The sequence below is a fragment of the Paenarthrobacter sp. AT5 genome (assembly GCF_032764245.1).
In the GTDB taxonomy this organism is placed as follows: domain Bacteria; phylum Actinomycetota; class Actinomycetes; order Actinomycetales; family Micrococcaceae; genus Arthrobacter; species Arthrobacter ureafaciens.
Genome location: NZ_CP136441.1, coordinates 2,874,019 through 2,889,735 on the forward strand (window position 1 = coordinate 2,874,019; position 15,717 = coordinate 2,889,735).

At 60.7% G+C, this 15,717-nt stretch carries 11 protein-coding genes; 5 read left to right on the top strand and 6 right to left on the bottom strand.

Translation table 11 applies throughout. From position 1 onward, the window contains the following. The 6 genes from RI444_RS13245 to RI444_RS13270 all read right to left on the bottom strand — a co-directional run bounded on the left by RI444_RS13245 (position 1) and on the right by RI444_RS13270 (position 7,508). A complete protein-coding gene (locus tag RI444_RS13245) occupies positions 1-1,194 on the bottom strand; it encodes a cytochrome P450 (protein ID WP_316963814.1) in 1,194 nt (397 codons plus the stop codon). Next, positions 1,191-1,931 carry a gamma-glutamyl-gamma-aminobutyrate hydrolase family protein gene (locus RI444_RS13250; protein ID WP_316963815.1) on the bottom strand — a complete coding sequence of 247 codons (741 nt, stop codon included), beginning with the start codon at positions 1,929-1,931 and terminating at the stop codon, positions 1,191-1,193. Before RI444_RS13250 ends, RI444_RS13245 begins: the two co-directional genes overlap by 4 nt. Position 1,932: 1 nt before the next feature. Next, positions 1,933-2,706, bottom strand: coding sequence for an SDR family NAD(P)-dependent oxidoreductase (locus RI444_RS13255; RefSeq protein WP_133830835.1), 774 nt, complete (start codon positions 2,704-2,706; stop codon positions 1,933-1,935). Between the two features lie 65 nt (positions 2,707-2,771). Next, positions 2,772-4,217, bottom strand: a complete 1,446-nt coding sequence (locus RI444_RS13260) for a glutamine synthetase family protein (protein WP_316963816.1) — start codon at positions 4,215-4,217, stop codon at positions 2,772-2,774. A gap of 221 nt (positions 4,218-4,438) precedes the next feature. Then, entirely contained in the window at positions 4,439-6,145 is a 1,707-nt protein-coding gene (locus RI444_RS13265; protein ID WP_316963817.1) for a sulfite reductase flavoprotein subunit alpha, read from the bottom strand. Further along, positions 6,135-7,508, bottom strand: a complete 1,374-nt coding sequence (locus RI444_RS13270) for an aldehyde dehydrogenase family protein (protein ID WP_316963818.1) — start codon at positions 7,506-7,508, stop codon at positions 6,135-6,137. Before RI444_RS13270 ends, RI444_RS13265 begins: the two co-directional genes overlap by 11 nt. A 382-nt stretch (positions 7,509-7,890) precedes the next feature. Here RI444_RS13270 and RI444_RS13275 point away from each other — a divergent pair, with 382 nt between their 5' ends. From RI444_RS13275 to RI444_RS13295, 5 genes are all read left to right on the top strand, one after another. After that, positions 7,891-9,387: an APC family permease gene (locus RI444_RS13275; RefSeq protein WP_021470786.1), complete on the top strand. Its 1,497-nt coding sequence runs from the start codon at positions 7,891-7,893 to the stop codon at positions 9,385-9,387. Positions 9,388-9,545: 158 nt separating this feature from the next. Continuing rightward, positions 9,546-10,946: an aspartate aminotransferase family protein gene (locus RI444_RS13280; RefSeq protein ID WP_082038885.1), complete on the top strand. Its 1,401-nt coding sequence runs from the start codon at positions 9,546-9,548 to the stop codon at positions 10,944-10,946. A gap of 165 nt (positions 10,947-11,111) precedes the next feature. Further along, on the top strand, positions 11,112-12,218 hold the full coding sequence (locus RI444_RS13285; RefSeq protein WP_021470788.1) for a Zn-dependent alcohol dehydrogenase: 1,107 nt from the start codon (positions 11,112-11,114) through the stop codon (positions 12,216-12,218). A gap of 178 nt (positions 12,219-12,396) precedes the next feature. After that, a complete protein-coding gene (locus RI444_RS13290; RefSeq protein WP_021470789.1) occupies positions 12,397-13,890 on the top strand; it encodes an aldehyde dehydrogenase family protein in 1,494 nt (497 codons plus the stop codon). A 154-nt stretch (positions 13,891-14,044) separates the two neighbouring features. Further along, a complete protein-coding gene (locus tag RI444_RS13295; RefSeq protein ID WP_082038884.1) occupies positions 14,045-15,316 on the top strand; it encodes a M20 family metallopeptidase in 1,272 nt (423 codons plus the stop codon). Positions 15,317-15,717: the final 401 nt, after the last annotated feature.

Sequence of the window (15,717 nt, forward strand, 5' to 3'; positions counted from 1 at the left end):
TCAAGCTCCAATCTTGAGGGTAAGCGGGCCGACGCCGTGCCACGGCTCGTCGTCATTCGCCCGTTCAAAGTGAGGGACAGCCTTCAGGAATTCCTCCATGGCAATAACCATCTCGGCGCGGCCAAGGTTCGATCCAAGGCACCGGTGGATACCGCCGCCGAAGGCCAGATGGCGGTTGTCTTCACGGTCAATCTTGATTTCATTGGGTTCTTCGTAGACCTCCGGGTCCCGGTTGCCCGCGCCGAAGACGAGCACGACGCGTTCCCCGGCCTTGATCTCCTGGCCACGGACAACTGTGTCTGCTTTTGCTGTGCGGGCCATGGCCTGGACCGGAGAAAGCGTCCGCAGGAACTCCTCGGCAGCTGTGGGGATCAGGTCCGGGTCTTCACGCAACTGCTGCTGGGCGTGCGGGTTGCCGGCAAGGTACCAAAGGGCGGACCGGATTGCCCAGGCGGTCGTGTCCAGCCCGGCCAGGAAGAGCAGGTAGCAGTACGACAGCAGTTCTTCACGCGTGAGCTTCCGTCCCTTCACCTCCGCTTTCAGAAGCTGGGTGATCAGATCGTTGCTGGCCTCTGCTTCCGGTCCGGCCTTTTCCCGTTCGTCGAGAAGGCGGTCGAAGTAGTCGTTGAGCTCACGTCCTGCCGCGTACGCCGTTTCCGGATGGGCGGTGCGCTCATAGATGATCTCGTCGATCCACCGGTCGAAAATCGGCCAGTCCTGCTCCGGATATCCGGCCAGGCGGCTAAAGATGATTGTCGGCATCGGACGGGCGAGCTTGGCCGAAACGTCCACGACCTCGCCTGCCTCAAGGACCTCCTGGCAGAGCTGCCGGGCGGTCTCCCGCATTCCCGGGCCCAGCTTGGAAACATTCATGGGAGTGAACATCGGCAGCAGGATCTTGCGGAAGTCAGCGTGGGTCGGCGGATCGATGTCGATCGGGATAAGGGGGACATCGGTGCCGAAGGCAGGGAGGAGCATGGAGGGACCGACAGCGAAAGTGTCAGGATCCTGCTCTGCATTGAAGATGTCTTCGCTCTTGGTGATGTACCAAAAGCCCCCGTACTTGTCGCTGTGACCGACAGGACCGTTGGCGAGCATGTCCTGGTAGTCGTCGAAAATGTTGTCGAGTGCCCGTCCGTGGAAGTCAAAGTCTGACTTGTTGTGGCTGAGCCCGCGCTCGGTTTCTGTGCTCATGAGAATTGCTCCTGAAGTAGTTGCTCTGACTGTGTGTGCGCCGCGGCCTTCTCCACGAGATCCACGAAGAGAGCCTTCTGGGCTTCGTCATAATCGACCATGTGTTCGGGATGCCACTGCACCCCGATCAGGCTGGCATCATCGGCTTCGATTGCCTCGATGACGTCGCCTTCCCGTCCCACAATGCGAAGGCCCTTTCCGAGCCTTCCCAGGCCCTGGTGGTGGTAGCTGTTCACGGGAATGGTCAGGCCTTTGGCGATCCGGGCAAGTTCGGAATCAGGTTCCAGTTGCACCCTGTGCCATGGTTCGTGTGAAGGGTTGTCCTGCCAGTGCCCTCGGTCCGGGCTTACTTCCTGGACTAGGGTTCCGCCGCGAATGACGTTGACAAGCTGCATTCCCCGGCAGGTCGCCAGGACGGGTATGCCACGGAGCATGGCTTCGTTGTAAAGCTCGATCTCGAAATCGTCCCGGATATCGCAGACGTCATAGACCGTGTCGATCGGGTCCTCGCCATACAGTCGGGGGCTGATGTCGCCGCCGCCGGTGAGGATGAGCCCGTCGAACCCTTCAAGGGCCGCATCGGGGATTGTTGCCGTTGACGGAAGAATGGCAGGACGGCCGCCTGCGGCAAGGACGCCGTTGGCGTAGGCCATGTTCTGGACTGTTGAAGGCATCGGGCCGAAGGCGGTATCGACGGTTTGCCGAGCCGCTGAAATGGCAATAAGGGGCGCCCTCATGTCAGTAAACCAGCCAGCCACCGTCGACGTGGATGGTGGTACCGGTCACCCAGCTGGCCTCGTCGCTGGCCAGGAACGCGACGGCGTTGGCAACGTCGGACGGGCGGCCGATACGTCCGAGCGGCGTACGGTCGAGGAGGAACTTTACGGCCTCTTGGTTCTCCAGCACGGACTTGGTGAACGGGGTCTCGATGAAGCCCGGGGCAACAGCATTGACGCGGATCTTGGAAGCCGCGGTTTCGATGGCCAAAGCCTTCGTGAACATCAGGAGTGCACCCTTGGAAGCGTTGTAGTGCACCTGGGGGTGCCCGCTGCTGGCGATGACGATGTGGGCCTCGACTGATGTGATGTTGACGATGGCGCTGGTTGAATCGTCGCCTCGGGCGGCGGCGCCCTTCTCCAGCAGCGGACGTGCAGCCTGGCTGACCAGGAACGGGCCTGTGGAGTTCACGGCGAAGACCTGGTCCCATTCGGCAACGCCGAGGTCATCGAAGTTGCTGCCCTTGACGATGCCTGCGTTGTTGACGAGGGTGTCGAGCCGGCCGAACTTGGCGTCTATCTCGGCCATGCCGCTGCCGACCGAGGCTTCGTCGGCGACGTCCATAACAACGGGAACCATTTCCGGGTGCTGGCCAACCAGGCGCTCGAGCGCGGCTTCGTCACGGTCGAGGGCTACGACGGTGGCGCCCTCCTTGAGCAGCTTTTCTGCGATGGCAAGGCCGTTTCCGGACGCGGCTCCGGTGACTGCGGCGATCTTTCCGGGGTGAGTAGTCATTGGGTGTTTCTTCTTTCTTGTAAGGAAAACGGTGTATTAAACGCTTGTTAGCGCTGCACTGGGCGCTAGATTCGTTCCAGGTAACGTGCGATTTCGAAGTCGGTGACACTGGTCTGAAGCTTGCGGAGCTCCCAGCGCCTCGTCTGGACGTAGTGCGTGACGAAGGTTTCACCGAAGTACTCCTTGGCGACCTCGCTCTTCTCGAACTGTTCGATGGCCTGGTCGAGTGTTGCGGGGAGCTCCTTTACCTGGTGTCCCTCCTCCAGGGCGTATGCGTTGCCTACCACCCGCTTGGGAGCGGTCATCTTTGTGTCCACGCCGTGCAGGCCGGCGGCGATGCTGGCGGCGATGACCAGGTAAGGATTGGCGTCAGCGCCAGGTACCCGGTTTTCGATGCGCGCAGCACTGCCCGTTGACGGGATGGACCTGATGGCGACGGTACGGTTGTCCAGGCCCCAGGTGGCGCTGGATCCGGCCCATTGCCCGCCTTCGGTCCGCTTGTAGGAGTTGATGGTGGGCAGGTAGAGGGCGGTAAGCTCCGGCGCCGTCTCGACGACGCCCGCCAGGTAGTTGTACCCGACGGCGCTCAGCTCGCCGGGCTCCTCGGCATTGGCGAAAGCTGACTTGCCGGATTCCGGATCCCAGAGACTCTGGTGCATGTGCCCGGAGGAGCCGGCCCACTCCGGGTTGATCTTGGCCATGAACGATGCCGTGTAGCCGGCTTCAGCTGCGACCTCCTTGACGGTGGCCTTAAGCCGGAGGGCGTTGTCCGCGGCTGCGAGAGCATCCGAGTAGTGGATGTTCATCTCGAACTGGCCCGGGCCGTTTTCGCTGTTGCTGGCCTCGATGAAAATACCCTGCTCTGACAGGCGGCGGCGGATCTCGCCGATGAGGAACTCGGTGCCTGTGTCCCTGACGAGGCTGTAGGTGTGGCTGCCAGCCGTGATGGGAGTCAGGTCACGCCAGCCGTTGGCGGCAAGCTCGGTTGGAGTCCCCTTGAACAGGTAAAACTCGAACTCGTAGGCGCAGACCGGCGAGTAACCGAGGTCTTCGGCTTTCTTCACAACCCGCTTAAGAATGCTCCGGGGACAGATTGCCGCCGGCTCGCCGGACATTTCGTAGGCATCGCAAATGACGGATGCGACCCCAGGTTCCCCCGGAACAACCTTCAGGGTGTTGAGATCCGGCAGCAGGGTCACGTCAGGGTAGCCCGAGTCCCACCCGGTGTAGCTGAGATCAGAAATGATCTCATCCTGAATGTCCCAGCCGAAGATGATGTTGCAGATGTTTGTGCCGCGCTCGGCGACACTTTCCAGGAAGTACCGGGCGGGGATGCGCTTGCCGCGCCACACACCGTCCAGGTCCACGACGCCCACTTTGAAGGTTTTGATGTCGTTTTCGGAGACGAACTTTTGCAGTTCGTCGTGGGCTGACGCTGCGGCGGTTTTATCCTGCATGTCGATTGCCTCGAGTTCTTGGAGGTCCTCCGGGACCTGTGTGATGGGATTCACTGTGTACCTCTTTATCCTCATTGATATCGGTTACTAAAGACACTAAATGCGGGGTCTCGCGGGCGTATGTGCAAGGTGCACATCATGATTCCCACCTACATGCATCCGGTAAGACACGTCACATTCAAGACCGCGTCCCTGCACTCAGGCCAAGGCTTTGCTGTGTTCCTGCCCGATTCCAAGGGCACGAAAATCCATGGAACCGGGTAGGGGTGGGGAGCTTAGTAGACGTCCTTGACGTAACGTCCTTCGCCTTTCATGGACTGCAGGTAGTCGTAAGCCCTTTCGGGCGTCATTGCACCGTGGCTGATCAGCACCGCCAGCAGGGCTTCGTCGATGTCAGGTGCTATCTGTTTGCCGCCGCACACGTAGACCGAAGCTCCGCCCGACAGCCAGGCAAAAACGTCCTTGCCTTCTTCGCGGATCCTGTCCTGGACGTAGACCTTGCCCTGTTGATCCCGGGAAAACGCCAGGCTGAGCCGGTCAAGCACTCCATTGGTCTGCAGTTCTTCCATTTCATCCTGATAGAGCCAGGACGGCTTCTCGTGACGGTCCCCGAAGAGCAGCCAGTTCCGTCCCCGGGCCTGTGAGACTTCGCGCTCACGAAGGAAGCCGCGGAACGGGGCAATTCCGACGCCTGGGCCGATCATGATCACATCAGTTGAGCTGTCGTCGGGCAGGTGGAACTCGTGGGCCGGCAGCGGGAACACTTTCATGGCCGTCTTGGTTTCCGCGGCGGACTGGAGGAAACCGCTGCAAGCGCCCGAATGCCGGCGCCCGGCAGCCTCGTACCGCACGGAAGAGACCGTCAGGTGGACACGGTCACCGTCAGCAAGTGGACTGGATGCGATGGAGTAAGACCGGTGCTGCAAAGGCCGCAGCATTGGGATGAACTCGTGCGGATCAACATCTGTTGATCTCGTTTCCTGCAGGACGTCCAGCATGTCCCGTCCCCACAGCCAATTCTCCAACGCCAGGCGATCACCGGACTCGACGAGGTTCCGCACGGGATGATCGGGCGCGAGATCTTCAACCAGCCAGGCCACGATGCCCAGATGAGGCAGCCGAAGCTCATAGTCGTTTTGGAGGGACTCGCGTACTGTCTTGCCGTCGTTACCGAACACCTCGCTTCCCTCGAGGCCCAGAAAGGCGAGGAGGTCATCGACGAGCTCGCCGGAGTTGGCCGGGATTACGGCGAGTGAGTCACCCGGCCGGTAGTTGCGGCCGTCGCCGCTGACCTCCAGCTCATAGTGCCAGACCTCTTTTTCAGACTCCGGAGCGCTCAGGAGGCGGGCCTCGACGACAGTGGCCGTATCAGGTTCCCGGCGGGTGGTTTTGGGCTGCTCAGCGGGCGTTGTTCCCGGGGCGGAGGAGGCTTGCGGGGTTTTGCCTGGCTTCTTGGGAACAACTGTCTTGAAGGTCTCAAGCATGCCCTTGATCCACTTGCCCGACGTCAGGTCATAGTCGACATCGCAGTCAAGGCGGTCAAGGATCCGCTTGCCGCCGAGTTCGCCAAGACGTGTGTCAAGGTCGATGCCGGCCTTGCAGAAGTCTTCGTACATCGAGTCGCCAATGGCAAGGACCGCGAAGGGCACATCCTCAAAGAGGTCTGCGCCAGCGCTCTGAAGTTGATCCCAAAACGGTTGCGCGTTATCGGGCATGTGGCCGTTGTCGTGTGTGGCGGTAACGATCAGCAGCCGGTCCTTGCGCGCCGCATCTTCGGGGGTGAGCATGTCCAGGCTCATCAGCTCGGCTGCATAGCCCTGGGCGTTTGCCTTGTCCACGATCTTGGATGCCAGGAATTCTGCGTTCCCGGTCTGGCTGCCGTAAAGCACGCTCAGGGTCTGCACAGCACTGTCTGTTGCACCGGAAACTTCGGAAGAGATGCCTTGGTCGGTGCGGACCAGTTCCCCTGTCTCAGTTGTCACGATCAGTCCTTACAAAGACGGTTTTGAGTTCGGTGTAGGCCTCGATGGCTGCCTGGCCCAGTCCGCGGCCGATGCCGGACTGCTTGAAGCCGCCGAAGGGCGTTTGCATCCGGATCGAAGAGTTGGAGTTGACGGACAGAGCCCCGGACTCCACTCCCCGTGCTGTCCTGAGTGCCTGGCCTACATCGTTGGTCCAGATGGAGCCGCTGAGCCCGTAGATGGAGCTGTTTGCCAGGGCGATGGCTTCTTCCTCGGTGTCAAAGGGGATGACCGAGGCGATGGGGCCGAAGATCTCATCAGTTGCCACCCGGCTCTTGGGGTCCGGCGCAATAACGATCCGCGGTGCCATCCAGAAGCCGGGACCCTCCGGTGCCTCGCCTGCGGTGACAACGTTCAGTCCGTCACCGAGGAAGCTGGACACGGATTCGCGGTGGCTCGCCGACACCAGGGGGCCGAGATTCGTTGCGGCATCGAGCGGGTTACCGATCTTCAGGGCCCGGGTCGATTCGATGAACCCTTCAACGAACTCGTCGAAGACTCCACGCTGAACGAGAAAACGGCTGCGGGCGCAGCAGTCCTGACCGGTGTTGTCGAAGACGGACATGGGGGCTGCCTGCACACATTTGGCAAGGTCAACGTCGTTGTAGACGATGCTGGCGGACTTGCCGCCGAGTTCCAGAGTGACCCGCTTCATCGTCTTCGACGCGGCCTGGATAATCGACCGGCCGGTTTCGGTGGAACCGGTGAAACTGACCTTGTTAACGCCGGGGTGTTCGGCAAGGGCGTTACCGACGCGTGCCCCGGAGCCTGTCAGAATCTGAAGTGCATCGCCGACGACGCCCAGTTCATTCACGATTTGGCCGAGACGGACAGTGGACAGCGGGGTGAGGGCAGCCGGCTTGACGATCACCGCGTTGCCGCAAGCCAGGGCGGGGGCGATTCCCCATGACGCGATCGGCAGAGGGAAATTCCACGGGGAGATCACGGCTACGACCCCCATCGGCTCGCGGAAGGTCATGCTGATGCCACCGTCGACGGGAATGGTGTCGCCGAGGATCTTGTCAATAATGCCCGCGTAGTACTTGAAGCATTCGGCTACTCCGAGCACTTCCTGCCGGGCGGCGGCCAGCGGTTTGCCGACGTCGGTTGACTCGAGCAAAGCCAGTTCGTCGCTGTGGGCGATGACAGCGTCTGCGATGGCCCAGAGGGCATCACGGCGTTCGGCGATAGGCTTCCGCGCCCAGATGCTCTGCGCCTTCCGGGCACGTTCGACAGCGGCGTCGACTTCGGCCAGGTCGTGCGAGGGGACCTCACCGATCAGTTCTTCTGTGGCGGGATTGTAGACGGAAATGATGCTGCTCATACTCGGGTGCTCCTTCAGGAGAGTGGTCTTCGTCGGAAGATTCCTAGTTCCTTTTTGAAGTCTGGGAAGCTCCGTTGCTACCGAGCATGCCGGGCATCCGGTCAGTGAGCGAGTGCGGCGGGCACCACATCAAAGAGAGGCATGTGCAAAATGCACACCGCGATGATTCTGCTTGATAGTTGTGCATTCCGACCATCCGCTGGGGGGATAGTGTGCAGAGCTGACACAGGGGCGACCACTGCCCGACTCTAGGCTGTAACGCAGTTCACAAGAAGGCGCGGCAAGGGGGCCACGACCTTCAAGTGGATTCCGCGATGGCGTTCATTTCCGCCCTGTCGAAGGCGTCGCGATGACACTCAGCTTCTACGTCCAGGAGGGACGAATGGCAATCGAAGATACTAAATTTGAACCGGTGGATGCGGGACCCAACGGAATATTGAGCCCGGACCGCTTGCTCAGCAGGGGCCTGGGTGTCCGGTCGATCGTGTTTATGGTTGTGGCGGGAGCTGCACCCATGACCGCTGTTGTAGCTGGTTGGCCTGTTGTCGTTTCTGCATCGGGAAGCACGGGCGGTCCCCTGTTCTTCCTTATCGCGACAGCTATTCTGTTCCTATTTGCCGTTGGCTTTACGCGAATGACGCCCTTTGTGAAAAATGCCGGGGCGTTCTATTCCTACATCCAGACGGGGCTGGGCCGGGGCGTGGGCTTGGGGGCTTCCACTTTTGCGCTCGGGACATACTTGCTGCTGTTTCTTGCCCTGACGTCATACCTTGGGTCGGCAGCCCAGACAACCATTCAGGACCTGGGTGGCCCGGAGCTCCCCTGGTGGGTCTGCAGCATCACATTCATGGTCGTTTGCGGGCTCCTCGCTTATCGGGACGTCGAACTATCCGCCAAGGTGCTTGGAGTTGTTCTGATCATCGAAACGGTGGTACTCCTGGCCGTCAATATTGGTGTGATCGCCCATGGCGGCGCCGAAGGACTCAGCGCCGATTCACTTTCGCCGCAGCGGCTAAGCGAAGGCGTCGTTCCCCTCGGAGTGATGTTTGCCTTCTTCTCGTTCATCGGTTTTGAGGCCACCGCCGTCTTCCGTAACGAAGCCCGCGACCCCGACCGCACTATCCCGCGGGCAACCTATATCGCCGTTATTGGCGTTGGCATCTTCTACACTTTCACCGCCTGGGCACTGCAGGCCGGAGTCGGAAGCAGCCGGATAGTCGAAATCGCGACGAATGATCCCACCAGCATCGTGGTAGGGCTCGCCGGACAGTACGTCTCCCCGCTTCTTGCCACTCTTCTGCAGGTTTTCCTCATCACGAGCCTTTTCGCCTGTATCCTCACCTTCCAGAACGTACTGACCCGTTACCTCTTTACCCTTGGTACGCAGGGTGTCCTTCCGTCTGGACTTGGTGCAATCCACCCACGTCACCACGCTCCTTCCAGGGCCGCCTTGATCGTCTCGGTAGTCGCGATAGCACTGCTTGGTGTCGAGGCGATCATCGGGCTCGACCCGGTAACGCAGGCCTACACCTGGTTCTCAGGCTCGGCGACATTGGGCATCGTTGTTCTGATGGCTCTCACGTCACTCGCGGTGATCGTGTTCTTCCGGAGGAATGCACACAACAAGACAATATGGGGTACGTTGCTGGCCCCTGCGCTTGCCCTTCTCGGACTCGGGGGAATTGTCTTTCTGGTCCTTCAGAACTTCGGGCTTCTCGTGGGTGGCGACCTGGCGGCGGGAATACTGTTGGCTCTCATGGCTGCACTCTTCCTTGCGGGTGTAATTACCGCGCTGATCATGCGGGTCAAGCGGCCAACGACGTATGCCGCACTGATCCCGGTAGGTTCCAGCAGCGAACAAAGTTCCGTGGAGAGCTGAGAAAAAGCTTCGTCTCCGTGGCTGAAGTCGTCCAAAGCCCTTGTGGGTAAATAACGGTTTGGCCGGCCGCGCTTTGCGCGGCCGGCCACCTGCGTCCTATGCGACAAAGACCTCTACCGTTCACGGCATTTAGAACAGCTGCTAAGAGCAGCTACCAATTGTCTAAGGAGTTTCCCATTTCCGACAGCGCTCTGTTGAAGCAGATCATTGACAAGAAGTACCCGGTAGTGGATTACGGTGAAGGTGTCTTCCTGTACGACACTGAGGGGCGTCAATACCTGGACGGTTCGAGCGGTGCCATGGCCGCCAACATCGGACATGGAGTGGACGAGATTGCAGCGGCGGTGAGTGGACAGTGCCGCCGCGTGGCCTTCACATATAGAACCCAGTTCACCAGCCAGCCTGCAGAAGAATTGGCCCGTCGGCTCACTGACATTGCTCCCGGAGACCTCGATAAGGCGTTTTTCGTCAATAGCGGGTCGGAAGCATCCGAATTCGCCATCCGTACCGCAGTGAGTTACTGGCGGGACAGCGGGCTCCCGGGCAAAGTCAAAATCCTGGGCAGGACCATCAGCTATCACGGCATGACGATGGGCGCCTTGTCGATGTCCGGGCATGCAGCACGCCGCCCGGACTACGGGTCCTTGCTGCATTCTTTCTCTTTCGCACCGCCAGCCTATGCTTATCGACTGGCCCTGCCGGGTGAGAGTGAGGAAGCGTATGCAGAGCGGGCTGCGAAAGCTTTCGAAGAGGCTATAAAGGCGGAGGACGCTGGTACAGTCGCCGCAGTCATTGTTGAACCAATCGTCGGAGCCGCGGGTGGAGTCCTCACGCCTCCAGCAGGCTACTTCTCCCGACTTCGCGAGATTTGTGACCGGCTGGACGTGCTGCTGATCATCGATGAGGTCATCACGGGCATCGGGCGGACGGGAGACTGGTTCGCGAGTTCCTACGAGAACGTCATACCCGACCTTCTTCTGATCGGCAAAGGAATGAGTGCCGGCTATTCCCCCGTTGCTGGCGTCCTGATGCGAAGGCACGTCGTCGAGGCGCTAGGAGAGGGCAGCGGCGTCGCTCCGTTCGGCCACACCTTCTCGGGGAACCCCCTGGGCGCAGCAACCTGCCTGGCAGTCCTGGACTTCATGGAACGCGGGGACGTCCTCGCAAACGTCCGGCAGCGGGGGAAGCAGCTCGAAGAGGGCCTGCGCTCCCTGGCAACAAGGTACCAATGCATGGCAGACGTCCGGGGGCGGGGCCTGCTGTGGGGCTTCGAGTTCGTGATGGACCAGGAAAGCAAGGAGGCGCCCGATCCTGTCCTGGCAGCGGCCACCACCTTTGTGCAGGAATGCCTGGCCCAAGGACTCATTGTCTATCCGGCCGGGATAGCGCCGCTGAACAACGCAGCGATCCTGGCCCCGCCCTTGGTGATCACCGAAGAAGAGACCCGGATACTGCTGGCGAAGCTGGAGGAAGCCCTCCGCGCCATGGAACGTCACGTTCAACGGTGGGCCCCTGTTGCTGAGAACCGAAGCGGATCCCGAGTCGGAACCGGATGCTGACTTTTCATCCCGGCCACTCCCCTGGTCCTCATGGACCGCGGCTGGTCACCTTGCACATAGGGGTCGCAAAGGCTGTTCCCCTCACACACCTTTTGAAAGTTCATCCGAGCTGAAGATGGTCGAAGCGGATCCATCTGCTACTGCCTCAACCCTCAAGGAAGCCAAGTGCCTACACCCATTCTTGCCGCCGTGCTGGAAAAGCCCGGAACACCTCTCCAGATCCGGGAGCTGCTGCTGGATGATCCGGAGGACTATGAGGTTCTCATCCGGACGGAGCGAGTGGGCCTTTGCCACAGCGATCTGCACTACCTGAAGGGCTCGCTGGATATCTCCCTGCCGGCTGTCCTCGGACATGAAGTCGCAGGCATTGTCGAGCGCGTTGGCTCGGCGGTCACAAGAATCAAGACCGGTGACCGCGTGGTCGCAACCGTCACCCCGTCCTGTGGCGCATGCCGTAACTGCATCAGCGGACGCCCGACCCAGTGCGAACGGATCGAAACCATGCGTGAGCGGCGCCGGCCCAGGCTCCTCTCACCTGATGGATCAAGCGTTGAGTCGCTGGGCGGCATCGGCGCATTTGCGGAGGCCTTCCTGGTGAAAGAGGCATCGGTCGCAGTGGTCGGCTCGAATCTGCCTGCCCACGTTGCGTGTCTTCTCGGTTGCTGCATCAGTACAGGAGTCGGCGCGGTCATTCACGGGGCAAAGGTAGGCCCAGAGGATACTGTTGCCGTAATCGGTTGCGGCGGTGTCGGAATAGCGGCCATTCAAGGTGCCAGACTGGCAGGCGCACGACGAATCATTGCCATCGACGCCGTGCCGGCGAAGCTGGAACTCGCCCGCAGCTTCGGCGCCACGGACACTGTTGTCTCGTCACCTGATCCGTCGGACACACTCAGCCAGGTCCGGTCACTTCTTCCCCAGGGGGTTAGCCATGCAATCGAGGCGGTGGGCCGCAGCCAGACAGCGGAACTCGCCTTTTCACTACTGAGCCCGGGCGGAACCGCAACCATTCTCGGTCTCATGCCCACAGGCTCGGAACTGAGGATCCCCGCGGATGCTCTCGTCTACGCTGACCGGCACCTGCAAGGCGCCTACATGGGGGCGAACCGATTCCTCAGTGATGTCGACATGTTCACGGACCACTACCTGAACAATCGACTGGACCTCGACTCAATGGTTACAAGACAACTGCCCTTCGATCGGATCAATGAGGGATTCGAAGCGATGGCGGAAGCGTCAACCGTCCGCGTTGTGCTGAACATGACTAACTAGAAAACCTTGACCGGACAATTCGTGGATCGTCTCGGTGGCAGCGCGGTCCGGCAATCATGACAGGACCTCGCCACCACGCGAGGACCGGAACGCAAGCTGCCCAATGTGGCGCTGTGGATCCTTCGGGACATCAACCGCTGAAGGTCACAACAAACGAAAACCAGAGGAGCCAGCCAAAATGACTGCTGAAGGACTAGCACAACTGACCGATATTGCCCCCGACCTTGTCGAGCAACGCTCCTATGTCGATGGCACATGGCTGCAGCTCGAGGAAAACGGCCGCTACCTCACCAACCCAAATACCGGCGAACCCCGGCAGCCAATGCGCAAAACCGGAAAAGATGATGTCGAGCGCGCCCTCGCCGCAGCGGCGACACTGCACGGGTCCGGGAAACTTGAAGACATCAAACTCCGGGACCGCCTTGAGCTCCTGACGAAGGTAGCCGCGTCCCTCGATGCGAAGAGCGAAGAAATCGCGCTCCAGGACAGCATCAACACGGGGGTTCCTATCCGGACCACCCGCCTGATTGCCGGCGCACTTGGTGACAGAATCCGCGGAACTATCCGTGAAGCGGAGCAGCTTGGTGAATCGGAGACCCTTGACCACGACAGGTCTGTGGTCATCCTGCGCAAGCCCCTCGGCCCGGCCCTCATCGTCGGCCCCTGGAATGCCCCAACGTTCACAGTGGTCGGCAAGGTGGCGGCAGCCATGGCGGCCGGTTGCCCCGTCATCCTCAAACCATCCGAGAACGCCCCCAGCGGGTGCCAGCTCTTCGCCGAGTCGATCGTGGCTGCCATGACCGAACTCGGTTACCCGAGCGCCGCATTTCAGCTGGTTCATGGAAATTCGGAGACAGGAGCACTGCTGACATCGGACCCCAGGATCCAGGCTCTTTCATTCACCGGTGGCGATTCCGCAGGCCGCACAGTCGCGCAAGCTGCCGCATCCAATCTGGCAGTCATGCAGATGGAGCTCGGATCCAACAATCCCGTGGTCGTTCTCGATGACGCTGACGTCAGCTCGGCGGCACAGTCCATTGTGCAGGGCATGACCCGTCTTAATGGCCAGTGGTGTGAGGCGCCCGGCAAGGTGCTTGTTGACGGATCGATTCACGACCGTTTCGTTGAAGCCATGAAGCATGAGCTTAGTAAGCTTCGGGTCGGAAATGCCTTGGATGAGGCAACGCAGGTGGGTCCACTGGCGTTTGAGCGGCAGCGTGATGGCTTGAAAGCCTCAGTGAATCGACTCCTCGAGCTTGGAGGGGAGCTCGTCACCTGCGGCGACCTGCCGGATCTTGACGGCTGGTTCATGGCACCGGGCATGATCGTCGGGTGCGCGGCCGAGGCCGCAACGGAGGAGCTATTCGGGCCCCTGGTCACGGTACACCCCGTGCATTCGGTCGAGGAGGCCCTTGCCCATGCAAACGGCCTCGCAACCGGCCTGGATGCCTACGTATTCGGTGGCTACGAAGCAAGGGCCATAAAAGTGGCCTCCCGTATTCGTGCCGGGGAGGTTCGCATCAACGGTACGTTCATGAGCGACCTGGCCGGCAATTCGCGCCAGAGCTTCTGGGGTACCAGCGGTATTGGAGGCCACGGTCCCCATTACGGTGTGCGCTTCTTCACCGGCGACCGGGTGATTGGCGTGGACAGGTCGGATCTCCCGCTCTAAAGGCTTCCGACTCCAGCAAGCAAAAGCCAGCCCCGGCGGGGCTTGTACCAGAAAAATCCGGAACCGCGACCCGCAGCCAAGAAGCGGGTTTCCTCCCCCAGACTCTCAGGAAATGTTAGTGGGTCGGGGACGGTGAACACGAGAAAGTCCTTCAATGACAGATACTTCAACGACAGATATGGGACGTTTTTCATCGCTGAGTTTACTTGAGGGCGCTTCAGCGGCGATCCCGTCCTTCGGAAGTAACCTGGTTGATTTCCGCAGGGAAATGCATGCAGACCCTGAAGTTGGCCTGCATCTGCCCCGCACCCAGGCCCGTGTCCTTGAAGCACTCAGGGCCCTCGACCTCGAAGTAACCCTCGGAGAAGCAGCCTCGTCCGTGGTTGCGGTACTGCGCGGCGGTGCCACCGAGGCCCCCTTTGGGACCCGCCCAACTGTACTGCTCAGAGGTGACATGGACGCACTTCCCGTCGCAGAAAAGACGGGATTATCCTTTGCATCGACCAATGGAGCGATGCATGCCTGTGGTCATGACCTGCATACAGCAGGCCTGGTTGGTGCTGCCCGCCTGCTCTCGTCCGTACGTGACAGCCTGACGGGTGACGTCATCTTCATGTTCCAACCAGGGGAAGAAGGGCATGATGGGGCGCGCATCATGCTGGAGGAAGGCGTTCTTAGCGCAGCAGGCAGGCGACCGGATGCTGCCTACGCCCTGCATGTCGTTTCGGACGTCCCGTCAGGCCTGTTCACAACCCGTTCCGGCTCCTACATGGCTGCCTTCGGAGATCTGTCCGTCAAGGTTATCGGGCGTGGTGGGCACGGCTCGCGCCCCTTCCAGGCTCTGGATCCAATACAGGTAGCTGCCGAAATGCTGGGCGCGCTACAGACGTACATCACGCGGCGATTCAACGTTTTTGATCCCGTCGTACTGTCCGTGGGGCAATTCCATGGCGGTTCCGCCTCTAATGTCATACCTGATTCGGCGGAATTCAGAGCCAGTGTCAGGTCTTTCAGCCCCGATGTGGAAGCGCGGCTCGCACAGGAGTTGCCGGATCTTATCCGGCAACTTGCGACCGCTCATCAATTGACGGCCGAGGCAACGTTCACTCCAATAATGCCGGCGACCGTCAATCACGACAGTGACGCCGAACTCTGGGGCAAGATTGCACGCACGTTCTTCGGAGAGCATCGGTTTGTACAGAGCCCGTCCCCGCGGACCGGCTCTGACGATTTCTCCCGCGTCCTCGTGGAGGTCCCCGGCGCATATGGGCACCTTGGAGCAGGGTCTCCGGATATCGACCCCGTGGAGTGGGCACCCATGCACTCACCGCGGGCAGTGTTTGACGACAGTGTCCTGGTTGATCAGGCACAATTCCTTGCTGGGGTGGCGCTTGGAAAGCTCAAGGAGCTCGAGGTCATCGGGTAGCGCCGGGCGCAGCTTGGACCCTTGCACGGGAGCCCGGTCTGCCCTTGAATGCAGTGCCAGCTTGTGCCGTGAGCGGTCGTAACGCCGCGTGGTCCGCGGATACGCTTGCCCCGAGACTGTCCTGCAAATCCTGGAGGGCCACGGCGTTGTCCAAGGCGGTCGTGGAAAAGTGTGCCGCAGCTGTTCGGGCTGATGCGGCCATCCACGCCGGCTTGCCGGGCCAGACGGTGGACTGTACGAAGCGCCTCGGACCGGTTCCAGGCCCGCAACCACATCAGCATTGCTGGTGCCCAGGGTAGAAGTTCAGCGCCCCGACTATGGTTGGCGAAAGTTCCGCCTGAACGGCCTCTTTGTCTAGGCATATCGCACGGCAGGGTCCCACAACTTTCGCCGGAGAGACC